The organism is Pseudomonas sp. CFBP 8758 (assembly GCF_014841725.1).
In the GTDB taxonomy this organism is placed as follows: Bacteria; Pseudomonadota; Gammaproteobacteria; order Pseudomonadales; family Pseudomonadaceae; genus Aquipseudomonas; species Aquipseudomonas baltica.
In genome coordinates this window covers 22,002-44,256 of sequence record NZ_JACYUK010000004.1, presented here as the reverse complement: position 1 = coordinate 44,256, position 22,255 = coordinate 22,002, and the positions used below count along the sequence as shown (strand labels likewise).

General features: G+C 63.3%; 21 protein-coding genes. 7 read left to right on the top strand and 14 right to left on the bottom strand.

The genetic code is table 11. The features are described 5' to 3' along the window. Positions 1-2: 2 nt before the first annotated feature. Entirely contained in the window at positions 3-542 is a 540-nt protein-coding gene (locus IFT75_RS09545; protein ID WP_192054568.1) for a DUF2937 family protein, read from the top strand. Between the two features lie 63 nt (positions 543-605). Here IFT75_RS09545 and IFT75_RS09540 read toward each other — a convergent pair whose 3' ends face one another. From IFT75_RS09540 to IFT75_RS09530, 3 genes are all read right to left on the bottom strand, one after another. Then, positions 606-1,784, bottom strand: a complete 1,179-nt coding sequence (locus IFT75_RS09540; protein ID WP_192054566.1) for a vWA domain-containing protein — start codon at positions 1,782-1,784, stop codon at positions 606-608. Positions 1,785-1,815: 31 nt separating this feature from the next. Further along, a complete protein-coding gene (locus tag IFT75_RS09535) occupies positions 1,816-2,661 on the bottom strand; it encodes an AAA family ATPase (RefSeq protein ID WP_192054564.1) in 846 nt (281 codons plus the stop codon). A gap of 236 nt (positions 2,662-2,897) precedes the next feature. Further along, positions 2,898-3,974, bottom strand: a complete 1,077-nt coding sequence (locus IFT75_RS09530) for a DUF748 domain-containing protein (RefSeq protein WP_192054562.1) — start codon at positions 3,972-3,974, stop codon at positions 2,898-2,900. Positions 3,975-4,097: 123 nt separating this feature from the next. Here IFT75_RS09530 and cysK point away from each other — a divergent pair, with 123 nt between their 5' ends. The 3 genes from cysK (at position 4,098) to IFT75_RS09515 (ending at position 8,705) form a co-directional block, all read left to right on the top strand. Next, the gene (cysK, locus tag IFT75_RS09525) at positions 4,098-5,072 is read left to right on the top strand and encodes a cysteine synthase A (RefSeq protein ID WP_192054560.1); all 975 of its coding nucleotides are present in this window, start codon (positions 4,098-4,100) and stop codon (positions 5,070-5,072) included. A 633-nt stretch (positions 5,073-5,705) separates the two neighbouring features. Further along, positions 5,706-6,644 carry an aspartyl/asparaginyl beta-hydroxylase domain-containing protein gene (locus IFT75_RS09520; RefSeq protein WP_122474982.1) on the top strand — a complete coding sequence of 313 codons (939 nt, stop codon included), beginning with the start codon at positions 5,706-5,708 and terminating at the stop codon, positions 6,642-6,644. Positions 6,645-6,755: 111 nt separating this feature from the next. Further along, positions 6,756-8,705: a TonB-dependent receptor domain-containing protein gene (locus IFT75_RS09515; RefSeq protein ID WP_192054558.1), complete on the top strand. Its 1,950-nt coding sequence runs from the start codon at positions 6,756-6,758 to the stop codon at positions 8,703-8,705. A gap of 13 nt (positions 8,706-8,718) precedes the next feature. Here the strand turns inward: IFT75_RS09515 and IFT75_RS09510 are convergent, their stop codons facing one another. From IFT75_RS09510 to glcD, 7 genes are all read right to left on the bottom strand, one after another. Continuing rightward, positions 8,719-10,047, bottom strand: a complete 1,329-nt coding sequence (locus tag IFT75_RS09510) for an ATP-binding protein (RefSeq protein WP_185795095.1) — start codon at positions 10,045-10,047, stop codon at positions 8,719-8,721. 29 nt (positions 10,048-10,076) lie between these two features. Next, a complete protein-coding gene (locus IFT75_RS09505; RefSeq protein WP_192054556.1) occupies positions 10,077-10,823 on the bottom strand; it encodes a response regulator transcription factor in 747 nt (248 codons plus the stop codon). Positions 10,824-10,935: 112 nt separating this feature from the next. Next, on the bottom strand, positions 10,936-13,116 hold the full coding sequence (locus IFT75_RS09500) for a malate synthase G (protein WP_192054554.1): 2,181 nt from the start codon (positions 13,114-13,116) through the stop codon (positions 10,936-10,938). A 30-nt stretch (positions 13,117-13,146) separates the two neighbouring features. Continuing rightward, positions 13,147-13,548: a heme-binding protein gene (locus IFT75_RS09495; RefSeq protein ID WP_122714292.1), complete on the bottom strand. Its 402-nt coding sequence runs from the start codon at positions 13,546-13,548 to the stop codon at positions 13,147-13,149. 60 nt (positions 13,549-13,608) lie between these two features. Next, a complete protein-coding gene (glcF, locus tag IFT75_RS09490; RefSeq protein ID WP_122474972.1) occupies positions 13,609-14,829 on the bottom strand; it encodes a glycolate oxidase subunit GlcF in 1,221 nt (406 codons plus the stop codon). Positions 14,830-14,847: 18 nt separating this feature from the next. Beyond that, the gene (gene glcE, locus IFT75_RS09485; protein WP_192054552.1) at positions 14,848-15,909 is read right to left on the bottom strand and encodes a glycolate oxidase subunit GlcE; all 1,062 of its coding nucleotides are present in this window, start codon (positions 15,907-15,909) and stop codon (positions 14,848-14,850) included. Further along, positions 15,909-17,408 (bottom strand): glycolate oxidase subunit GlcD, encoded by a 1,500-nt coding sequence (gene glcD / locus IFT75_RS09480; RefSeq protein ID WP_122474968.1) that lies wholly within the window; start codon positions 17,406-17,408, stop codon positions 15,909-15,911. The genes glcE and glcD overlap by 1 nt, the downstream gene beginning before the upstream one ends. 198 nt (positions 17,409-17,606) lie before the next feature. Here glcD and glcC point away from each other — a divergent pair, with 198 nt between their 5' ends. After that, positions 17,607-18,359, top strand: coding sequence for a transcriptional regulator GlcC (gene glcC, locus IFT75_RS09475; RefSeq protein WP_122474967.1), 753 nt, complete (start codon positions 17,607-17,609; stop codon positions 18,357-18,359). Between the two features lie 9 nt (positions 18,360-18,368). On the opposite strand, the gene IFT75_RS09470 is transcribed toward glcC, so the two are convergent. The 3 genes from IFT75_RS09470 to IFT75_RS09460 all read right to left on the bottom strand — a co-directional run bounded on the left by IFT75_RS09470 (position 18,369) and on the right by IFT75_RS09460 (position 20,365). Then, entirely contained in the window at positions 18,369-19,229 is an 861-nt protein-coding gene (locus IFT75_RS09470; protein ID WP_192054922.1) for a DUF6279 family lipoprotein, read from the bottom strand. A gap of 67 nt (positions 19,230-19,296) precedes the next feature. Then, a complete protein-coding gene (locus tag IFT75_RS09465) occupies positions 19,297-20,016 on the bottom strand; it encodes a TorF family putative porin (protein WP_122474965.1) in 720 nt (239 codons plus the stop codon). 160 nt (positions 20,017-20,176) lie between these two features. Next, on the bottom strand, positions 20,177-20,365 hold the full coding sequence (locus IFT75_RS09460) for a hypothetical protein (protein WP_177327984.1): 189 nt from the start codon (positions 20,363-20,365) through the stop codon (positions 20,177-20,179). A gap of 215 nt (positions 20,366-20,580) precedes the next feature. On the opposite strand from IFT75_RS09460, the gene IFT75_RS09455 reads away from it, so the two are divergent. Next, complete coding sequence (locus IFT75_RS09455; protein WP_192054550.1) at positions 20,581-21,417, top strand: CvfB family protein; 837 nt, start codon at positions 20,581-20,583, stop codon at positions 21,415-21,417. Between the two features lie 21 nt (positions 21,418-21,438). On the opposite strand, the gene IFT75_RS09450 is transcribed toward IFT75_RS09455, so the two are convergent. Then, a complete protein-coding gene (locus tag IFT75_RS09450) occupies positions 21,439-21,819 on the bottom strand; it encodes a hypothetical protein (RefSeq protein WP_122474961.1) in 381 nt (126 codons plus the stop codon). Positions 21,820-22,036: 217 nt separating this feature from the next. Here IFT75_RS09450 and IFT75_RS09445 point away from each other — a divergent pair, with 217 nt between their 5' ends. Next, positions 22,037-22,228: a CsbD family protein gene (locus IFT75_RS09445; protein ID WP_192054548.1), complete on the top strand. Its 192-nt coding sequence runs from the start codon at positions 22,037-22,039 to the stop codon at positions 22,226-22,228. The last annotated feature ends 27 nt before the right edge of the window (positions 22,229-22,255 follow it).

Genomic DNA, 22,255 nt, shown 5'->3' with positions numbered 1-22,255 from the left:
TCATGCTGCGAAGCTACCTGCGACTTGTGCTGTTTGCCGTCGGCTTGCTGGTGGGTGTGCAAGTGCCCGGCGTGATCAACGACTACAGCCAGCGGGTCGAGGCCCATCGGCTCGAAGCGCAGCAGAGCCTGCGTGGTTTCAGCGAGACCGCGCAGCGCTTCTTCAATGGCGACCTGCAGGCGCTGGTGGCGCACTACCGTGCCAGTGAAGACCCGGTGTTCCGCAGCGACGCCGCCAGCATCGGCGCGCTGCTGGCCCGCAACCAGTTGCTGGAACGCGAGTGGCAAGCGCTGCAAGGGCCCTGGTATGCGAAAGCCTGGCATGTGGTGGCCGAGGCCGATCCGCAATTGCGCCAGGAAACCTTGAATGGCTACAGCTATCAGGTGCTGCTGTCGCCTGAGGCAATTGCCTGGGGCATCGCCTGTGCCCTGCTGCTGGCCTGGGTGGTGGAATGCATCATCCTGTTCATCGGCTGGACCCTGTGGTTCGGCCGCCGCCGTGCCAAACCCGTGGCCGAGCCCCTGGTACGCCGCGAACGCTAGAGCGTGCTCCTACCTTCACCGTAGGAGCGGTCAGCGGCCGCGAACAACCTCACGCAATACCTCTCACTTGGCCAGGTAGCGCATCCCGTCTTCCAGGCCACTCAGGGTCAGCGGGTACATTCGCTGCTCCACCAGATCGCGAATGATGTGCGTCGACGCCGTGTACCCCCAGGTGTTCTCGGGGTAGGGATTGATCCAGATCAGCTTGCGGTAGGTCTGCATGAACCGCTGCAACCACACCAGCCCAGCCTCCTCGTTCCAGTGCTCGACGCTGCCGCCCGGATGAGTGATCTCGTAAGGTGCCATCGCCGCATCGCCGATGAACACCACCTTGTAGTCGGAGCCGTACTTGTGCAGCAGGTCGTGGGTGCTGATGCGCTCGGCGTTGCGCCGCTGGTTGTCTTTCCAGACCGTCTCGTAGACACAGTTGTGAAAGTAGAAATACTCGAGGTGCTTGAACTCGGTACGGCAGGCCGAGAACAACTCTTCGCAGACCTTGACGTGGGCGTCCATCGAACCGCCGATATCGAACAGCAACAACAGCTTCACGTTGTTGCGCCGCTCGGGACGCAACTGGATGTTGAGCAGCCCGCCATCGCGTGCGGTGTGATCGATGGTGCCATCGATGTCCAGCTCATCGGCCGCCCCTTGCCGAGCGAACTGGCGCAATCGACGCAGTGCCACCTTGATGTTGCGGGTACCCAGTTCCACGCTGTCGTCCAGGTTGCGGTACTCGCGCTGATCCCAGACCTTCACCGCCTTGCCCTGGCGCTCGCCGGCATCGCCCACGCGAATGCCCTCGGGGTGATAGCCACCCGAGCCGAACGGACTGGTGCCGCCGGTGCCGATCCACTTGCTGCCGCCGGCATGCCGGCCTTTCTGTTCCTCCAGGCGTTGCTTGAAGGCTTCGATCAGCTTGTCCAGCCCGCCCAGGGACTGGATCTGCGCACGTTCTTCGGCGCTCAACGAGCGCTCGAACTCCTTGCGCAGCCATTCCTCCGGGATCAACGCTTCGAGGTGTTGATCGAGGTGCTGCAGGCCATTGAAATAGGCTGAAAACGCCCGGTCGAATTTGTCGAAGTGACGTTCGTCCTTGACCAGTATCGCCCGCGCCAGAAAGTAGAATTCGTCCATGTCGGCGAACGTCACGCGCTGCTCCAGGGCATTGATCAGGTCGAGCAGTTCACGCACCGACACCGGCACTTTGGCCGCGCGCATTTCATTGAACAGGTTGAGCAGCATGGCGCACGCCCTCGCAGTCGAAAAAGGGGGATCAGCGATTGCCGCGCCGGCTCATGAACGCCAGGCGTTCGAGCAATTGCACGTCCTGTTCGTTCTTGACCAGTGCACCGGCCAGCGGTGGGATGGCCTTGGTCGGATCACGCTCGCGCAGCACGGCTTCGCCGATGTTGTCGGCCATCAGCAGTTTGAGCCAGTCGACCAGCTCGGAGGTAGAGGGCTTCTTTTTCAGGCCGGGCACCTTGCGCACGTCGAAGAACACGTCCAGGGCTTCGGCCACCAGGGTTTTCTTGATGTCGGGGTAGTGTACGTCGACGATGCGTTGCAGGGTCGGGCGGTCGGGAAAGGCGATGTAGTGGAAGAAGCAGCGACGCAGGAATGCGTCGGGCAGCTCCTTTTCGTTGTTGGAGGTAATGATGATGATCGGGCGGTGACGGGCCTTGATGGTTTCGTTGGTCTCGTAGACATAGAACTCCATCTTGTCGAGTTCCTGCAGCAGGTCGTTGGGGAACTCGATGTCGGCCTTGTCGATTTCATCGATCAGCAGGATGACCCGCTCGTCCGCCTCGAACGTCTCCCACAGCTTGCCTTTCTTCAGGTAGTTGCGCACATCGTGGACCTTGTCCACGCCCAGTTGCGAGTCGCGCAGGCGGCTGACCGCATCGTACTCGTACAGCCCCTGGTGGGCCTTGGTGGTGGACTTGATGTGCCAGGTGATCAGGCGCGCGCCGAAGGACTCGGCCAGTTGTTCGGCCAGCATGGTTTTGCCAGTGCCCGGCTCGCCCTTGACCAGCAGGGGTCGTTGCAGGGTGATCGCGGCATTGACCGCCAGCTTGAGGTCGTCGGTGGCGACATAGGCGGGAGTGCCTTCGAACTTCATGGGGCTGTCCTTGGTGATCAAATGTGGGGTCGACTATATAGCGCAACGAGCTGCTTGTGGTGTGCCAGAAGGCTTGGCGCAACCCCCGTAGGAGCGGTCAGTGGCCGCGAACGGTGCCACGCGGTGCGCCAGATACACTGCAGCGCCTGGTTCGCGGCCAAAGACCGCTCCTACGAGAAAACCCAAGGAGAGCGGCTGGCCCTCTGCCCGCGAAGGGGCCAGGCCTGTCAATCACCTCATTGCTGCTTGGGCGGCGCCTGTTCGTAGCGTGCATTGAAAGCCTGCACGAACCCGTTGCGCAAGATCTGCCAGAAAGCCTGCAACGGGCTGATGTCCTGACGATGCACATTGCCGCTGAGTTCGACCCGGGTCGCGAACTGGTTCTGCGACTGGTTTTTCAATACCGTCTCGGTCCCGCCTACCACGGCCTCCCAGATGGATCGCAAGATGCCCTTGTCCTTGTTCTCGACGTCCTGTTGCCAGTTGAATACATCGACATTGTGCAACAGCGGTTTGATGTAACCGCTCAGGCGGGCGTTGTCGGCGTCGGCTTCGATCACGATGTCGCCACTGCCGGCGTTGAAATCGAACTTGCCATAGGCACCCGAGAAATCGTTGAGCCGACGCAGCTCGATGCCGGTGGCGCGCAAGCGGAATTCGAAGTCTTCGAAGTTGCTGAACGGATCGAACGTGGCGGTGCTTTCAATGGGGGCCTGGCCGAACAGCTTGGCGTGGCCTTCGAAACGCGCATCGCGCTTGCCTTCGAGGTCCTCGACATTGGTCAGGTTGTACAGGCTGGCGTTGACCTGGGTGGCGCTGAGGTTGACCTGGGGTTTGGACGAGAAATTGCGGAAGCTGATCTTGCCATCGTTGACCCGCACCTCGTTCAAGGTGATCGGCAGCAGCTTGTTCATCTGGTCGCGCCAGTCGGTGCCGGCACCGGTCTGGGTGGCCTGCTTGTTGGCGCCGCCGTCGACGAAGTTCAGCTCAGGGCGCAGGAATTCCACGTGTGCGACCACCGCATGCTTGTTCCACAAGGCGTGCCAGCTCACCGCGATGTCGATCACCGGCGCATCGAGCAGCGGCACGGGCACTTTGCCGGAGGTCTTGACGATCTGCAGGCCGTTGATCTGATAGGCGCCGCGCCACCAGGCCAGGTCCACATCGCTGACACGGCCTTTGTAGTCGCCCATGTCGGCCAGCTTGTCGTTCAGGTAGTCGCGCACCAGATAGGGCAGGGCGATGTGCAGCCCCAGCACCAATACGACCAGGCCGGTCACGGTCCATAGCGGCCAGCTGTAGCGACGTTTCATGGCAGACTCTCCAGAACGATAGTTAGCGATTGACTGTCCACAGTCTCATCCGTTCGCTGGACTCGCCCCCATCGCGGGCTTAACCTTGGATTTTTCCTGCTGCAGCACAAGGACCCTTACGCCATGAGCCGCATTTACGCCGACAACGCCCATTCCATTGGCAACACGCCGTTGGTGCAGATCAACCGCATCGGCCCGCGCGGGGTGACCCTGCTGGCCAAGATCGAGGGGCGCAACCCCGGCTACTCGGTCAAGTGCCGCATTGGCGCGAGCATGATCTGGGACGCTGAAAGCTCGGGCAAGCTCAAGCCGGGCATGACCATCGTCGAGCCGACGTCGGGCAATACCGGCATCGGCCTGGCATTCGTGGCCGCTGCGCGCGGCTACAAGCTCATGCTGACCATGCCCGCGTCCATGAGCCTGGAGCGCCGCAAGGTGCTCAAGGCGCTGGGTGCCGAACTGGTGCTGACCGAGCCGGCCAGGGGCATGAAGGGCGCCATCGAAAAGGCAGGGGAGATCGTCGCCAGTGATCCCGAGCTGTTTTTCATGCCCCAGCAGTTCGACAACCCGGCCAATCCGGCCATTCATGAAAAGACCACCGGGCCGGAGATCTGGAACGACACCGACGGCGCCGTCGATGTGCTGGTGGCAGGTGTGGGCACAGGCGGCACGATTACCGGCATCTCGCGCTACATCAAGCACGTCAAGGGCAAGTCGATTCTCAGCGTCGCGGTCGAACCGCTGGGTTCGCCCATCATCACCCAGGCCATGGCCGGCCAGGAAATCAGCCCGGCACCCCACAAGATTCAGGGCATCGGCGCCGGCTTCATCCCGAAGAACCTCGACCTGTCGCTGGTGGATCGGGTCGAGCTGGTCAGCGACGACGAAGCCAAGGCCATGGCGCGGCGCCTGATGCAGGAGGAGGGCATCCTCTGCGGTATTTCCTGTGGCGCAGCCATGGCGGCCGCGGCCAAGCTGGCGGAAAAGCCGGAAATGCAGGGCAAGACCATCGTGGTGATCCTGCCCGATTCGGGCGAGCGTTACCTGTCGAGCATGCTGTTCAGCGACCTGTTCACCGAAACCGAACTGCAGGCTTGATCGCTGTTGTGTGACGGCTGACGCCTTCGCGGCCGATGACCGCTCCTACGGGTATACGCCACCTCCGTAGGAGCGGCCCGCGGCCGCGAAAGCCACGCCGCGGTATATCTGACACACCGCGCTGGCCTTTTCGCGGCCAATGACCGCTCCTACGGGTATACGCCACCTCCGTAGGAGCCGCCCGCGGCCGCGAAAGCCACGCCGCGGTATATCTGACACACCGCGCTGGCCTATTCGCGGCCGATGACCGCTCCTACGGGTATACACCACCTCCGTAGGAGCGGCCCGCGGCCGCGAAAGCCGCGCCGCGGTATATCTGACACACCGCGCTGGCCTTTTCGCGGCCAATGACCGCTCCTACGGGTATACGCCACCCCCGTAGGAGCGGCCCGCGGCCGCGAAAGCCACACCGCGGTATATCTGACACACCGCGCTGGCCTTTTCGCGGCCAATGACCGCTCCTACGGGTATACGCCACCTCCGTAGGAGCGGCCCGCGGCCGCGAAAGCCGCGCTGCGGTATGCCTGACACACCGCAAGCCTGTCCATGTGCCGACCGCTGCCCGACGCCTTTCATTTCCAGGCGGGCCACCAGGGTTTATCATGGCGCACTGCCCACTCGAGGATCCGCTCCATGACCCTTTCCTTCGCTGCCAAGGCTGCCGTGTTGCTGCTGTTCATCGGCAGCACGCTCTACGTGCACCTGCGGGGCAAGGCGCGTCTGCCGGTGTTGCGCCAGTTCGTCAACCACTCGGCCCTGTTCGCTCCCTACAACGCCTTGATGTACCTGTTCTCCAGCGTGCCGTCCAAGCCCTACCTGGACCGCAGCAAATTCCCGGAGCTGGATGTGCTCAAGGACAACTGGCAGGTCATCCGCGACGAGGCCATGCACCTGTTCGACGAGGGCTACATCCGCGCCGCCGAAAAGAACAACGATGCCGGTTTCGGCTCGTTCTTCAAGAAAGGCTGGAAGCGTTTCTACCTCAAGTGGTACGACAAATCCCTGCCGTCGGCCGACGCGCTGTGCCCGCGCACCGTCGAACTGGTCAACAGCATCCCCAACGTCAAGGGCGCAATGTTCGCGCTATTGCCGGGCGGCAGCCACCTCAACCCGCATCGCGACCCCTTTGCCGGATCGCTGCGCTACCACCTGGGCCTGTCGACGCCAAACTCCGATGCCTGCCGCATTTTCGTGGACGGTGAGGAATACGCCTGGCGCGATGGCGACGACGTGATGTTCGACGAAACCTACGTGCATTGGGTGAAGAACGAGACCGAGCACACCCGGGTCATCCTGTTCTGCGACATCGAACGCCCGCTGAGCAACCGCTTCATGGCGAGCCTGAACAAACGCGTCAGTGCCTTTCTGGGGCGTGCCACCGCACCGCAGAATCTGGACGACGAACGCGTGGGCGGCATCAACCAGGCCTATGCCTGGAGCAAGACCTTCAGCGATCGCTTCAGTGGCAAGGTCAAGCAGTTCAAGCGCGCCAATCCCAAGGCCTACCGAGTGTTGCGCCCGGTGCTGGCAGTGGTCGTGCTGACGGCGCTGGGTTACTGGCTGTTCGGCTGACCGCTCGGCCAGCCCTGACACCGCAAATCCTGCCCCTGTCACACCTTGTCCAACCTTCGTGCCTGAGGATGCATACGATTCGCTTTTACAACAGAATCGTAGGGAAGTTCCATGCATCCTCCACTTTCCTTGCGGCCCTTGGCCGCAATGATCGCCCTGGCCGCTGCCGGGCTGGCGCAAGCCGAACCGATCGAACTGGCCGCACCGACCGTCCTCGACGAGGTCGTGGTCACGGCGTCGGGCTTCGAGCAAAGCGTGGAGGATGCCCCGGCCTCCGTCACCATCATCACCGGCGATGAGCTGCGCAAAAAATCCTACAACGACCTCGGTGACGCCGTACGCAACATCGAGGGGGTCGTCGTCAACGGCAGCGCCAACGAAACCGATATCTCCATCCGCGGCATGCCACCGGACTACACCCTGATTCTGGTCGACGGCAAACGCCAGAGCAGCCGTGAAACCCGAGTCAACGGCAACCGTGGCTACGAGCAGAGTTTCGTCCCACCGGCCGAAGCCATCGAGCGCATCGAAGTGGTCCGCGGACCGATGTCTTCGCTGTACGGCTCGGACGCCATCGGTGGCGTGATCAACATCATCACCCGCAAGGTCTCCACGCAATGGGGTGGCTCGGTTTCCTACGATTACGCCGCGCGTCAGCACAGCGACCAGGGCAATTCGCGGCAGACCCAGTTCTACCTCAACGGCCCGCTGGTGGAAAAATACCTGGGGGTGCAGGTCTGGGGCCGCTACCTCGACCGCCAGGCCGATGACGACGTGGAACTCACCAACGGTTTCACCAAGGCCGACCACAAGGACCTCACCGCACGCCTGGCCTTCACGCCCACCGAGGATCACGACATCCTCCTGGAAGGCGGCGCCACGCGCCTGAAGAACGGCGACGGTACCAGCGTCAACTGGGCCACCCGCGAGCAGGAAAACAACCGCGATCATTATTCCATCTCGCATCAGGGTCGCTGGGGCTGGGCCACCTCGGACGTGTCCCTGGCTTACGAGAAAGCCAGCCGCGAAGGCAAGGCGGCCAACCAGCCGGAGATTCTCGGACGCAAGCCGGTGGTGGAAAACACCGTGCTCGATGCCAAGCTGGTCATCCCCACGGCCTACAACATCACCACCACCGGGTTGCAATGGAACCGCGCCAAGCTGACCGACTGGAACCAAGGCTTGATGGACGGCCGCGACTATGAATTTTCGGTGACCCAGAAAGCGCTGTTCGCCGAGAACGAATGGTCGGTGACCGACGATTTCGCCCTGACCACCGGTGCCCGGGTGGACGAGCACGAGCAATACGGCACCCACGTCAGCCCACGGATCTACGGAGTATGGCGCGCCACCCCGGACTGGACTTTCAAGGGCGGCGTGGCGCGCGGCTTCAAGGCGCCGGAGATTCGCGCAGTGGTGCCCGGCTACGCCACCATTCGCCGCAACACCTACGTCAACCTCGGCAACCCGGACCTCAAGCCCGAAACCAGCACCAACTACGAGCTGTCGGCGCTGTGGTCCAATCGCAACGACCTGTCGGCCGGGGCCACGGTGTTCCACAACGTCTTCAAGGACAAACTGTCCACGGAAAACACCGCGCGGCGCTGGAACGGCTACATCGTCCAGGACCGCATCAACGTCGATGAAGCGACGATCACCGGTGCCGAGCTCAACGGACGCTGGGACATCACCCGCGCGGTGGCGCTGAAGGGCAACTACACCTACACCGACTCGGAGCAGAAGAGCGGCAGCAATGCCGGCGCACCACTGTCGTTGACACCCGAGCACAAGGCCAATATCAGCGCCGACTGGACCCTGTCTGACCGCGCCCAGGCCTGGGCGTCAGTCAACTACTACGGCCAGGAATACGGCACCACCTTGAGCGGCGAACCAGCACCGGCCTATACCACCGCCGACGTTGGCGGCTCGTACGAGCTGACCCGCGACATCACCCTAAAGGCCGCGGTGTACAACGTCGCCGACAAGCGCCTGGACGACGACACCTACGGCACGGTCAATTACGGCCGTACCTTCTGGATGGGTACCACGCTGCGCTTCTGATACCCGCCGACGTTCAGCCTGGCAGGCGCACCAGGGCTGCCAGCCCCGGTGCGCGGTTTTCCAGCAGCAGTTCGCCGCCGTGGGCCTGTACGCAGGCGCGGGCAATCGCCAGGCCCAGGCCCAACCCGCCTCCCTGGCTGGGGTCGGCCCCGCCCTTGCCCAGTTGCACGAACGGCTCGAACACCTGTTGCAACCAGCCAGCGTCGATGCCCGGGCCGTGGTCGCGGATCTCGATGCACAGCCCACCCGAATCTTCGCGGTACAGGCGCAATCGCGCATCGCCGCCATGGCGCAAGGCGTTGTCGATCAGGTTGGTCAGGGCGCGCTTGAGCGCCAGTGGTCGGCAGCGACACGTCACGGGGGGCGAGCCCGCCCACTCGACGGGCGTGCCCAGGGTCTGGTAGCGCCGCGCCAGGTCTTCCAGCAGATCACTCAGTGACACCTCGGTAGTCGCTTCCTGCACCGCATCGCCGCGCACGAAATTCAGCGTTTCACTGACCATTGCCCGCAACTCGTCGAGGCTATCGAGCATGTCCCCGCGCAGGGTCGGGTCCTCCAGCAGCTCGACCTGCAGGCGCAACTCGGTGATGGGTGTGTTGAGGTCGTGGCTGAGGGCGGCCAGCATGCGCGTGCGGCCTTCGACATGCCGGGCGATCCGCGCCTGCATCACATTGAACGCCAGCGTCAGTTCCCGGGCTTCGCGCGGGCCGGACAGCAGCAGCGGCGCGATCCATTCGCCACGGCTGACCCGTTCGGTGGCCAGGGCCAGGCGCTTCACGGGCGCGACCACCCGGCGCATGAAGAAAGCCACGATCAACAATACCGGAATGGTGCTGACCGGCACGCTGTAGGCCAGCAGTCGGCCCCATTCATAGGCACCGGCCGGTGCCTGCTCGGCATTGAGCTGTGCGCCGTTGGGCAGGCTTATCGAGCTGCGCAGGCGCAGCGCTTCCCAACCGGCGCGCTTGAACAGGTGCTCACGGGCCGGGCCGCCATTGCGTCGCTCCAGTTGCAGGACGACCACGGTGTCGTGCTGCAACCCCAGCCGCTGGCGCACGGCCGTGGCCAGGCGCTGTTCTTCGCTGTGCATGACGAACGGTTGGACTTCGGCGTCGGGGGCGATCCAGAAACGTGTATCGGCAGTGGTCATGGCCTCGAGCAGGTGCTGCGCAGCGGCCGGGGGCAGATCGCGGGCGGCATGGTAGGCGCTGGCCAGCCGCTCGACCACCAGCGTGCGCGACAGCGGGTGCACCAGCGAGCCGGTGCGTTGCAGCAGCAGCACGGCAATCAGGTTGGACGCCAGCAGTGCCAGCAGCAGCAGTACCGCCAGTTGGCGAGCCATGGTCTGGGGCCATGCTTTGCGCAGGCGCTTCATCCGGGCTGTTGGGCGACGTTGGCCGCCAGGCGATAGCCGCCACCCCACACCGTTTGCAGCAACAGGGGCTGCAGGGCGCTGTCGTCCAGCTTGCGACGCAGGCGGCTGATCTGCCGGTCGATGGCGCGATCGAACAGATCGCTGCCGGGCCGCGAGGTCAGTTCGATCAAGCGTTCGCGACCCAGCACGGTATTGGGATGATCCAGGAAGACTTCCAGCAAACGGCCTTCCACGGTGCTCAAGCGTACCTGGCTTCGATCTCGGCGGGTCAGCGTGTTACAGCCGCTGCGAAAGCTCAGGTCGGCGAACTGGTAGCAGCGCAAGGGCGCTGGCAGGGCTGGCGGCACGGCCGTCACCGTTGGGCCCAAGGTGCCACGCCGGCGCAGCACGCTGTGGATGCGCGCCACCAGTTCACGCGGCTCGAAGGGTTTGACCACGTAGTCGTCGGCTCCGGCATCCAGGCCCTGAACGCGGTCGGCGCAGGCATCGCGCGCGGTCAACAGGATGACCGCCGCCGTGGACTTGTGCGCCAGCGTGCGACACAGCTCGAACCCATCGCCGTCGGGCAGCATCACATCGAGGATCAGTACGTCGAACACGTCCTGCTTGAGCAGCGCCCACATGCCAGCTGCGTCTTCGGTGGTGCGCACGTCGAAACCGAAGCGGCGCAGGTAGATGGCCAGCGGCTCGCGGATCTTGCGGTGGTCATCGACCACCAGCAAACGAGGAGAGGAAGGATTCATGATGATTGCGTTCGCGGATGATTCTCATTCGGAACGCGATACTACAGCAAGCGGGAAACCGCCGCAGCAGTGCCGGGACAGGTCGGCGACAACCTTCCTATCCCGGCCGATGTCACGCCTGGGCGTGCTTGAATGCCAGGCGGAACCGGTGCAGCAACGGCTCGGTGTAGCCACTGGGCTGCTCGCAACCCTGGAACACCAGCGCACTGGCCGCCGTGAAGGCCACCGAGCTCTGGAAGTCGGCCGCCATGGGGCGGTACGACGGGTCTCCGGCATTCTGCTGGTCGACCACCTTGGCCATGCGCTCCAGGGTTTCGACGATCTGCTCGCGGCTGACCACGCCGTGGAGCAGCCAGTTGGCCAGGTGCTGGCTGGAAATACGCAGGGTCGCGCGGTCTTCCATCAGCCCGACGTCGTGGATGTCCGGCACCTTGGAGCAACCGATGCCCTGTTCGACCCAGCGCACCACATAGCCCAGCAAGCCTTGGGCATTGTTGTCCAGTTCCTGACGGATCTCGTCCGCACTCCATTGCGCATTGGCTACCACCGGGATGGTCAGCAGGTTGTCCAGCAGGGCATCGTGCTCGCCTGCTGCGTCGATCTGCTCCAGGGTCTGCTGCACCTCACTGACGTTCACCTGATGATAGTGCAGGGCGTGCAACGTGGCCGCAGTGGGCGAGGGCACCCAGGCGGTGTTCGCGCCGGCCTTGGGGTGGCCGATCTTCTGCACCAGCATGTCGGCCATCAGGTCGGGCATCGCCCACATGCCCTTGCCGATCTGAGCCTTGCCGCGCAAGCCGCAGGCCAGTCCGGTGAGCATGTTGTTGCGCTCGTACGCGGCAATCCAGGCACTGCCCTTCATGTCACCCTTGCGCATCATCGGCCCAGCCTGCATGGCGCTGTGGATCTCGTCGCCGGTGCGGTCGAGGAAGCCGGTGTTGATGAACGCCACGCGGGTCGAGGCTGCGCCAATGCAGGCCTTGAGGTTCACCGAGGTGCGGCGTTCCTCGTCCATGATGCCGATCTTCAGGGTATTGCGCGAAAGCTGGAGCAGGTCTTCGATGGCAGCGAACAGCTTGTCCGCGAAGGCCACCTCGGCCGGGCCGTGCATCTTCGGCTTGACGATATAAAGGCTGCCGGTGCGCGAGTTGCCCTTGCGCTCCAGGTCGTAGCGTCCGATCAGGCTGGTGATCACGCCGTCCAGGATACCCTCGGGGATCTCCCGGCCTTCATCGTCGAGAATCGCCGGATTGGTCATCAGGTGCCCGACGTTGCGGATCAACAACAGCGAACGGCCGTGCAGGGTCAACTCGCCGCCTGCCGGCGTGTGGTACTGACGGTCCGGATTGAGCCGGCGGGTGATGCGCTGGCCGCCTTTTTCCAGCTCCTCGGTCAGATCGCCGCGCATCAGGCCCAGCCAGTTGCGATAGATCGCCACCTTGTCGCTGGCATCCACCGCCGCCACCGAGTCCTCGCAGTCGATGATGGTCGAAAGGGCCGCTTCGAGCAGCAGGTCCTTCACGCCTGCCGCGTCGGTACGTCCGATCGGTGAGGTCGGGTCGATCTGGATTTCGATGTGCAGGCCATGATGCTTGAGCAGCACGGCAACCGGTTGCTGCGCATCGCCCTGGAAGCCGACGAACTGGCTCGGCTCGGCCAGCGCGCTGACGCTGCCGTCGGCCAGGCTCACCTGCAACTGGCCACCCTCGATCCGGTAGCCGTTGGCGTCGCGGTGCGATCCGTTGGCCAGCGGGGTGCTCTGGTCGAGCAAGGCGCGGGCGAAGGCAATCACGCGGTCGCCGCGAACCTGGTTGTAGCCTTGGCCTTTGCTTGCGCCATCGCTTTCCGGGATGGCGTCGGTGCCATACAGCGCGTCGTACAGCGAGCCCCAGCGGGCATTGGCCGCGTTCAGGGCGTAGCGGGCATTGGTCGACGGCACCACCAGTTGCGGGCCGGCCACACGGGCGATCTCGTCATCGACATCGCAGGTGCTGATCTCGACGCGGTCGGGCTGTGGCAGCAGGTAGCCGATGGACTGCAGGAAGCTGCGGTAGGCAGCCGGGTCCTGGATCGGTCCGGGGTGGGCGCGGTGCCAGTTGTCCAGTTCGGTCTGCAAGCGATCGCGCTCGGCCAGCAGCAGGCGGTTCTGCGGCGCGAATTCATGGACCAAGGCGTCGAAGCCGGTCCAGAACCCTTCGGATTCCAGCCCGCTGCCAGGCAATACTTCGTTCTCGATGAAATCGTACAGGGTGGCGTCGACCTGCAGACGCTGGGCTCTCATGCGGTGCTTCATTGCAGTCTCCTCGAATACGGGGGCGGTAATTCAGACCAGGGCAGCGGCGCCGGCCTTGGCGACCTGCGCATCCTCACCGGGCTTGACCCCGGATACGCCGACCGCGCCGATGACCTGGCCTTCGTGGATCAGTGGCACGGCACCTTCGAGGCAGGTCATGAGGTTACCCGACAGGAACGCGGTACGTCCGTTATTGACCATCTCTTCGAACACCACCGATTCCTTGCGCCCCAGGGCCGAGGTGCGCGCCTTGCCCGGCGCGATGTAGGCCGTGCTGGCGGCGGCGCCGTCCAGGCGTTCGAACGCCAGCAGATGGCCACCGTCGTCGACCACGGCAATGCCCACTGCCCAGTTGTTCTTCTGTGCTTCGGCGCGTGCTGCGGCAAGGATGCGGGTGACGTCTTCGTGGCCAAGAATCGCTTTGCTTTGCATGGGCTTCTCCAGTTCTATTGTCGAGAGGTTCAAAGTGCGGTGCATTCAAAAATATGGGGGTCAGTCGGCCATGGCCTGTTCGACCAGTTCGATCCAGTGCCGTACCGGAGTACGCGCGGCCCCGTCCAGATGGTTCTGGCAACCGATGTTGGCAGTGGCGATCACCTGGGGTGCACCACTTTCCAGGGCATTGAGGCGATTGTCGCGCAACTGCCGCGACAACACCGGCTGAGTCACCGAGTAGGTACCCGCGGACCCGCAGCACAGGTGCCCGTCCGGTACGTCGGTCAAATGAAAGCCCAGCCGACGCAGCAGGTGTTCGGTCACGCCACCCAGCTTCTGCGCATGTTGCAATGTACACGGGCAGTGAAAGGCCAGGCGCAGGTCGGTATGAACGGCCAGTTGCTCCACCGGCTCGTCGCGCAACACTTCGACCAGGTCCTTGGCCAGGCGGCTGACCGTCTGGGCCTTCGCTGCGTAGGCCGGATCCTGTTCCAGCAGGTGGCCATAATCCTTGATGAAAGCACCACAGCCACTGGCTGTCTGCACGATGGCTTCGGCGCCTGCTTCGATTGCAGGCCACCAGGCGTCGATGTTGTGTCGGGCGCGCTGCAGGCCACGGGCCTGGTCGTCCAGATGGTAATCCACCGCGCCGCAGCAAGCGGCCTGGCGAACCGCCGTGACGCTGATGCCCAGGCGGTCCAGCACTCGCGCGGCGGCGGCATTGGTGTTGGGCGACAGCCCGGGCTGCACACAGCCTTCGAGCATCAGCACCCTACGCGCGTGCCGCGTGGCAGGCCGCGGCACGGCAGCATGCACCTGACGCGGCAGCTTGTCCTTTAGGCGTTGCGGCAGCAGTGGACGAAAGGTCTGGCCGAGCTGGATCAGCGCCTTGAAAGCGGTCGGGTGCGGGGCCAACGCGCGCAGACCGCCGCGCAGCCAGCGTTGCTCGACCGGCCGCGGCACCGCCTGATCCACCACAGCACGGCCAATGTCCAGCAGGTTGTGGTAGTCCACTCCCGAAGGGCAGGTGGTCTCGCAGTTGCGGCAGCTCAGGCAGCGATCGAGGTGCTGCTGCGTGTGCGCCGTCACCTCGTGGCCTTCGAGCACCTGCTTGATCAGGTAGATGCGCCCGCGCGGGCCGTCCAGTTCGTCGCCCAGCAGTTGATAGGTGGGGCAGGTGGCATTGCAGAAGCCGCAGTGCACGCAGCTGCGCAGAATACGCTCGGCTTCCTCGGCACGCGGCAGCAGGCGGGCCTGATCACTCAATTGGGTCTGCATGGGTTCACGGCTCCTGGTTCACAGCTGCGCGTAGAGGCGGCCGGGGTTGAAGATGCCCTGTGGGTCCAACTGAGTCTTGAGCTGGCGGTGGTAGCGCAGCAGCAGCTCGGGCAAGGGTTGAAACGGCTCGGGGGTGACGCCTGTGGTGTAGCAGGTGGCATGCCCGCCGACTCCCTCGACCACCTGGCGAATCGACGCGGCGCTGGCGTTGGATTTCAGCCAGCGCTGGGCACCGCCCCAGTCGATCAGTTGTTCGCCCGGTAGCTGCAAGGCAGCGGTGTTGTTGGGCAGCGACAATCGCCAGAGCGCTTCGGGCTGCGCGAAGAAGGGCAGCCGATGCTCATTCAAGTCATCCCAGAACGCCGAGTCGATGGGCTCGCCGCCGATGCGCTGGTGGGCTGCAGCCACCGAGCCTTCGCCGCCCTCCAGGCGCAGATAGAGAACGCCATCGCTGTGGCAGGCGGCACTGATCGGCATCGGCTGCTGGCCCCATTCGGCGAGCTTGAGCAAGGCGCGCTCGGCTTCGCAGGTCAACTTGATGCTGAAGCAGGCACGCGGCTTGGGCAGTACCTTGAGCGACACCTCGGTCAGCACGCCCAGCGTGCCGAAACTGCCGGTCAGCAACCGGGACAGGTCGTAGCCGGCGACGTTCTTCATCACCTCGCCGCCGAAGCGCAGGTGCTTGCCCAACCCGGTGATGACCCGCGTGCCCAGTACATAGTCGCGGGCGGAACCGGCCCAGGGGCGACGTGGCCCCGACAGTCCGGCCGCAACCGTGCCGCCCAGGGTGGCCTGCTCGCCATAGGCCGGTGGCTCGAAAGGCAACATCTGCCCGGCCTGCTCAACGGCGGCGCGCAGGGCCTGCAAGGGCGTGCCGGCCCGTGCGGTGATCACCAGTTCCGTAGGGTCGTAGCTGACGATGCCGCAGTGCGCGCGCGTATCGAGGCGCTCGCCGGCACCGATGCAGCCCAGGAAGGCCTTGCTGTTGCCGCCCTGGATGCACAAGGGGCGGTCGTCGGCCAGCGCCTGCCGAACCTGATCCAGCAGTTGCCCGCTGGCGTCCAAATCGCTGCCGGTCATCAGAAGCGCTCCAGTTCAGGGAATGGCAGTTGCCCATGGTGGATATGCATGCCGCCGAATTCGGCACAGCGCTGCAGGGTCGGAATGTTCTTGCCGGGATTGAGCAGCCGATCGGGGTCGAACGCGGCCTTCACCGCATGGAACAGCGTCAGCTCGTCACTGTTGAACTGGGCGCACATCTGATTGATCTTCTCCCGCCCCACACCGTGTTCGCCGGTGATGCTGCCGCCCACCGCCACGCACAGCTCCAGGATCTGCCCGCCGAGCGCTTCGGCGCGTTCGAGCTCACCGGCCTGGTTGGCATCGAACAGAATCAGCGGGTGCATGTTGCCGTCCCCGGCATGAAACACGTTGGCCACGCGCAGGCTGTATTGTTCGGAAAGCTCGGCGATGCCCTTGAGCACGCCCGGCAGGGCGCGACGCGGAATGGTGCCGTCCATGCAGTAGTAGTCAGGCGAGAGTCGGCCCACGGCAGGAAACGCATTCTTGCGCCCGGCCCAGAAACGCAGGCGTTCGGCCTCGTCGCGGGCCTGGCGGACCTCGGTCGCGCCGGCCTCCGTCAGCACCTGGTAGACGCGCTGGCAGTCGTCGTGCACATCGGCTTCCACACCATCGAGCTCGCACAGCAGGATCGCTTCGGCGTCCACTGGGTAGCCGGCATGGATGAAGTCTTCGGCGGCGCGAATGGCCAGGTTGTCCATCATTTCCAGGCCGCCGGGAATTATTCCAGCGGCGATTATGTCGGCCACGGCGGCGCCGGCTTTTTCCACCGAGTCGAAGCTGGCCAGCAGCACCTTGGCCACCTGCGGCTTGGGTAGCAGCTTGACGGTCACCTCGGTGATGATGCCCAGCATGCCTTCGGACCCAGTGAACAGCGCCAGCAGATCGAAACCGGGCGAGTCGAGGGCATCGCTGCCCAGGGTCAGGCGTTCACCCTCGATGGTCAGCATCTGCACCTTGAGCAGGTTGTGCACGGTCAAACCGTACTTGAGGCAGTGCACGCCACCAGCGTTTTCCGCAACGTTGCCGCCAATCGAGCACGCGATCTGTGACGATGGGTCGGGGGCGTAGTACAGGCCGAAGGGCGCCGCCGCCTGGGAGATCGCCAGGTTGCGCACGCCAGGCTGCACGCGCGCCCAGCGCCCAGCGGGGTCGATCTCGAGAATCTGCTTGAAGCGCGCCATCACCAGCAGCACGCCCTGTTCGAGGGGCAGGGCACCCCCCGACAGTCCGGTACCTGCCCCGCGTGCGACGACGGGCACCTTTTGCGCGTGGCACAACCTGAGCAGAGCCTCGACCTGCTCGATACGCTCGGGCAACACCACCAGCAGCGGTACGGTGCGATAGGCACTGAGCCCGTCGCACTCGTAAGGGCGCAGGTCTTCGGCGCGATGCAGTACGGTAAGGTCGGGGATGCGGGAGTGCAGTGCCTGCACCAGCGCGGCCTTGTCGACCTTGGGCAGGACGCCGTCGATGCGTTCGTCGTAGAGAATGTTCATGGGCGCAGGCCACCGGCTTGTCGTTCTTATGCGCTCAACAGTGGTCGCAAACACCAGGCCTGTCTACGGGCTGAACCACTGGTAGGACCAGTTCTTTTGGTCGGGGGGCTTCTATCGAAGCGTCTACTGGCTTATTTTCGGAGGGTCGTCGAATGTTTGACGACAGTCTCGGCCGATGGTCCTACCAGCAGGCATGGCATGCACAACAAACCTCAAGTCGCCGATGTAGTGTGCGAGCGCATCGAGCGGCTCATCGTCGATGGCATTCTCAAGACCGGACAACCGCTGCCGTCGGAACGGCGTCTGGTGGAAAAGCTCGGTGTGTCGCGCAACGCGCTGCGCGAGGGCCTGAAGCTGTTGCGCGCCCGTGGCATCATCGCCACCGAGCAGGGCCGCGGCTCGTTCGTCGCGTCGCTGTCGCCTGCCAACGATGCCACGCCCCTGATGCACCTGTTCAGTTCCCAGCCGCGTACGCTCTATGACCTGTTCGAAGTGCGTTCGCTGCTCGAAGGCGAGTCGGCACGGCTGGCCGCACTGCGCGGTACCCAGGCTGATTTCGTGTTGATCGAGCGCAGCTACCAGGCGCTGCTGGCGGCCCATGACCAGCCGCTGGACGCCACTCGGCATGCGCACCTGGACCACGCTTTTCACCTGGCCATCTGCGATGCCTCGCACAATCCGGTGCTGGTACAGACCCTGCGCTCGTTGACCGACCTGCTGCTCAACTCGGTGTTTGCCTGCGTGAACAACCTGTACCACCGCCAGCCGCAGAAACAACAGATCGACAAGCAACACGCCAGGCTTTACACCGCAGTGATCAACCGCCAGCCCGAGCAGGCACGCAAGGCAGCCGTAGCGCATATCGAGAGCATCTGCGCCAACCTGCGGGAAATCGAAGGGGAAGAGCAGCGTCTGGTACGTGCCACGCTGCGTCTGGAAGGCTGGGCCTGAAGCAGCGGATCAGCCGTTCTTCAGGCACTTGAGGTTGGCGAAGTCTTCGCGTAGTTCACCCAGCCTGCGCTCGATACGCTCGCGTTGTTCAGGCGTACTGTCGGCCGCGAGGCCGCTCATCAGGTCGATGGCTGCCTGCTCGGTACGGGCATAGGCCAGCTGGTATTGCGGGGTCCACACCGCTTCGCGCTGTTGCAGCAATTGCGCGATCCGCGCCGGGAATTCCGCCGACTGGCGCTGCTGCAAGGCGGCAATGAACTGCGCCTGCCAATGCTCACGGTTGTCGATCCATTCACGATTCTGCTCGCCCAGGCTCTGCGACCAGGCCTGCACCCGCTGCTGCTGTGTATCGGTGAGCTTGCCGAACCAAGGTGTCAGACGCTTGCTCATGCGCTTGGCGCGTTCGTCGATCTGCGCCTGCAGTGGCGGCTCCACGTATTCTTTGCGGCGCTTGACCAGATCCTCGTTGAGCGCCTGCTGCAGGGCGCGCACTTGGTTGTCGTCCAGGCCCTGCAGCAACTCGACCGCCGAGGGCGTAACCTGCACCGCAATGGCCGAGATCGCCTGTTTGGCCTCGGCGGTGCGTTCGCGCAGCGCCGGCGCAGTCACTTGCTGCTCGGCGACCATGCGCTGGACCTTGTCCAGCCACTGAAGGTTGTCGGCCAGTTGCGTGGTGCAGTGCCAGCGCAGATGCTCCTTGAGGCGTTCGTCGAACCAGTTCTTCTGTTCGCGATTCATGTCCAGGTAGTCGTTCATCGACCAGGGAATGATCACGTCCAGATTGCGATAGGCCAGGTCCACTCGCGTGCAGCCACTGAACACCAGGCACAGGCCCATGAGCAGCACACAATGCGACAAGCGACGAAACAGAGGATTCATGGCAGCGGTCCGTGCGATGGCGTTGTTGTGGTTATAGAGCCATGCCGGTGCGTGCGGTTCAGAAAAACGCGTGTTGGGCCTTGAGCATGAACATGCTGTCACACTGGCCATTCTGGCCTGAATAGGCAGCGCAATTGGCGCCACTCAGGTCCGAGCCACTGTAGATGAAATCCAGATCGAAGCTGCCGATCGGCCGTGACATCTGCAGCGACCAGTCGTTGAATGCGCGCACTTCCTGCCCCTCGCCAATGGTGAACGGGGTGGTGAGCTGATGGTTGCTGACCTTCATGGTAAAGCCCACATCCAACAGGGGCAGGCCGCCCAGGTCGGCGAACAGCGTGCTGTTCTGGCCGTCGGGGGTATTGTTGAACGCGGCTCCGAAGCGCCGATCCAGTACGCGCAGGCCGGCGTAGAACGCATGCGTCGAAGGGGCATCCAGCTCGGGGTAGCTGTACTGGATCACGCCCACTTCATAGCCCAGCGAATTATCGAACGGATGCTTGTAGCCCATATAGGAATCCACCTCCAGATTACTGGAGGAGGTGAGGCCCATGTTGGGCGACCATTGGCCGAAATACAGACCGCTGTCGTGGGTCAGGTCCAGCCCGCCATGGAAGGAACTGCCGGCGCTTGGCTGCACCAGGCCCACGGCCATGCTGCGCGACGGTGTGGTGCCGAGCTTGAGGTTGAAGTCGCCGATGTCACGTTGAATGACCTGGGCGCATAGGGAAGGGGGGACCACGAGTCCGGCTATCAATAACCAGCTGGGTCTGAGCATACCTACCTCCAGTAAGCCTGGACGGCCCGATCTAGAAGGGTGCAAGCATACCGCTCATGGGCGGCGTCACGCTGCCATTCGTCGATTCAGGGGGATGAGGGTGATGCGAGGAGTTACATGACGCTGAAGTTTTGCCCGGCGCCACGGCCGGGCCGCAAACTTACTTCTTGCCCAGGCTGATGTGCTTGGACGGGGTGAAGGTCTGGCCGCTCACGCCCTTGGCAATCTGCTGGATCTCGCCACCGGATTTGAGAAACGCAGCAATCTGTTCGTTGATCGACTCGCTGGTTTCTACGGCTGGAGCGGGTTTGACTTTGCTGTTGGATGCTTTAACGCGCATGGCTGCCATTAACCTGTCAAAAATTAATATGGCCAGGCATTGTACATGATTTATCCCCTCCCGGCTGGGCTATATGGACCAGCGGTGGCAGTGGGATTCCCTGTGATCAAGGTTTTGCCCAGCAAGGTTCAGGCGTACCAATACCTGTCGCGCAAGGCGCCTTGCGCAGCGAACCGAAGGGTTCTCGGGTAGAATGCCGAGCCAGGTGACGAGGAAAATTCGAAATGGCTTTAGTCGGGCGCTACAACGCATTGCAAGTGGTAAAACATACGGACTTCGGGCTGTATCTGGATGGCGGCGCAGACGGCGAGATCCTGCTGCCCAATCGCTACATCCCTAAAGATACGCCCAGCGAAGACGAAGACTGGCTGAACGTCTTCGTGTATCTGGACAGCGAAGACAAACTGCTGGCCACCACTGAAAAGCCCAAGGTTCAGGTGGGTGAGTTCGCCAGCCTCAAGGTCGTCGAGATCAACAGCATCGGCGTCTTCCTCGACTGGGGGCTGCCCAAGGACCTGCTGCTGCCGTTCTCCGAAGAAAAACGCCAGATGAAAGCGGGCGAGTACTGCGTGGTACACGTGTACCTGGACAAGCGTACGCGCCGCATTACGGCCACCGCCCGCCTGGATCGCTACCTCGACAAGCTGCCGCCGGCCTATCAGGTAGGCCAGGAAGTCGATCTGCTGGTGGCCGAAGAAACCGACATGGGCTTCAAGGCCATCATCAACAACGCCCATTGGGGCTTGATCCACAAGAACGAAGTGTTCAAGTTCCTGCGCTCCGGCAAGCAGGAGAAGGGCTACATCAAGGAGCTGCGCAGCGACGGCAAGATTGCCCTGAGCCTGCAGCCCATCGGCGCGCAGCTCACCACCAGCCTCAATGCCCAGATCCTCGACAAGCTGCGCGCCAACCAGGGCACCCTGGCGGTCAGCGACAAGAGCGATCCGCAGGTGATCAGCGACCTGTTCGGTGTCAGCAAGGGCAACTTCAAGAAAGCCATCGGCGCCCTGTACAAGGACGGCCAGATCGTCATCCACGCCGACCGCATCGAACTGGTCTGAAGCCCGTCACGCAGGCCGCTTTCAGGCCTGCAGGAACGGCGCGAAGCCGACGCCGCTGCCGGTGGGGCGCACATCCTTGAGGAACGAATCCTTGTCGGCGCTCAGCTCGAGGCTGACCGTCGACTTGCGTTTGCCGGCGTTGCGCACCACCAGCCCTTCCATGTGTTCACGTAAAAACGCCGTGGTCACTTTCAGGTGCAGTAGCTGATCACTGGAAGGGGTATGCAGCAGCAGGTGAATCCATTCGTACTGGCCGATCTGCAGGCGTGCCACAGGGATGTCGAACCACCAGATGTTGCGTTTGGCGTCCAGCACGGTGAAATGGCAGTTGTTGACGCCGAGCACCGCGCCACCCAGTTCCTTGTTGCGACGGGCGATGGCTTGGGGTTTGTCGAGTTTCATGAAAATTCCTACAGGTATGACGCTTCGGCGCACTGGCCGAATCCGACCGGCATTCTGCGGGCAAATCGGTCGAACATAAAGCGCTGGCAAAACCCATGTGCCTGCCGCACCACCACGGCACCTTTTGCCACGCAAAATAATTTGAAACTCTGGCCGTCCGGCGTCGGTCAATTCCTGTGTCGAGACAAGACATTCCTATATGACCAGGAGACACACCATGAGCGGCACTTCAGACAAGATCAAAGGCATGGCCAACGAAGCAGTCGGCAACCTCAAGCAAGGCGTGGGCAAAGTCACCGGTAGCGACAAACTGCAGGTTGAAGGTGCAGTGCAAGAGAAGAAAGGCGAAGCCCAGCAAGTAGAAGGCGAAGTCAAGAACACTGTGAAAGACGCTGTAAATAAACACTGAGGCAGCGTGTTTCCTGCCTGAGTGAAG

Coding starts and splice junctions, on each gene's coding strand:
- IFT75_RS09545 (WP_192054568.1), top strand. CDS start 3: ATGCTGCGAAGCTACCTGCGACTTGTGCTGTTTGCCGTCGGCTTGCTG.
- IFT75_RS09540 (WP_192054566.1), bottom strand. CDS start 1,784: ATGCTGCTCAACCTGTTCAATGAAATGCGCGCGGCCAAAGTGCCGGTG.
- IFT75_RS09535 (WP_192054564.1), bottom strand. CDS start 2,661: ATGAAGTTCGAAGGCACTCCCGCCTATGTCGCCACCGACGACCTCAAG.
- IFT75_RS09530 (WP_192054562.1), bottom strand. CDS start 3,974: ATGAAACGTCGCTACAGCTGGCCGCTATGGACCGTGACCGGCCTGGTC.
- cysK (WP_192054560.1), top strand. CDS start 4,098: ATGAGCCGCATTTACGCCGACAACGCCCATTCCATTGGCAACACGCCG.
- IFT75_RS09520 (WP_122474982.1), top strand. CDS start 5,706: ATGACCCTTTCCTTCGCTGCCAAGGCTGCCGTGTTGCTGCTGTTCATC.
- IFT75_RS09515 (WP_192054558.1), top strand. CDS start 6,756: ATGCATCCTCCACTTTCCTTGCGGCCCTTGGCCGCAATGATCGCCCTG.
- IFT75_RS09510 (WP_185795095.1), bottom strand. CDS start 10,047: ATGGCTCGCCAACTGGCGGTACTGCTGCTGCTGGCACTGCTGGCGTCC.
- IFT75_RS09505 (WP_192054556.1), bottom strand. CDS start 10,823: ATGAATCCTTCCTCTCCTCGTTTGCTGGTGGTCGATGACCACCGCAAG.
- IFT75_RS09500 (WP_192054554.1), bottom strand. CDS start 13,116: ATGAAGCACCGCATGAGAGCCCAGCGTCTGCAGGTCGACGCCACCCTG.
- IFT75_RS09495 (WP_122714292.1), bottom strand. CDS start 13,548: ATGCAAAGCAAAGCGATTCTTGGCCACGAAGACGTCACCCGCATCCTT.
- glcF (WP_122474972.1), bottom strand. CDS start 14,829: ATGCAGACCCAATTGAGTGATCAGGCCCGCCTGCTGCCGCGTGCCGAG.
- glcE (WP_192054552.1), bottom strand. CDS start 15,909: ATGACCGGCAGCGATTTGGACGCCAGCGGGCAACTGCTGGATCAGGTT.
- glcD (WP_122474968.1), bottom strand. CDS start 17,408: ATGAACATTCTCTACGACGAACGCATCGACGGCGTCCTGCCCAAGGTC.
- glcC (WP_122474967.1), top strand. CDS start 17,607: ATGCACAACAAACCTCAAGTCGCCGATGTAGTGTGCGAGCGCATCGAG.
- IFT75_RS09465 (WP_122474965.1), bottom strand. CDS start 20,016: ATGCTCAGACCCAGCTGGTTATTGATAGCCGGACTCGTGGTCCCCCCT.
- IFT75_RS09460 (WP_177327984.1), bottom strand. CDS start 20,365: ATGGCAGCCATGCGCGTTAAAGCATCCAACAGCAAAGTCAAACCCGCT.
- IFT75_RS09455 (WP_192054550.1), top strand. CDS start 20,581: ATGGCTTTAGTCGGGCGCTACAACGCATTGCAAGTGGTAAAACATACG.
- IFT75_RS09450 (WP_122474961.1), bottom strand. CDS start 21,819: ATGAAACTCGACAAACCCCAAGCCATCGCCCGTCGCAACAAGGAACTG.
- IFT75_RS09445 (WP_192054548.1), top strand. CDS start 22,037: ATGAGCGGCACTTCAGACAAGATCAAAGGCATGGCCAACGAAGCAGTC.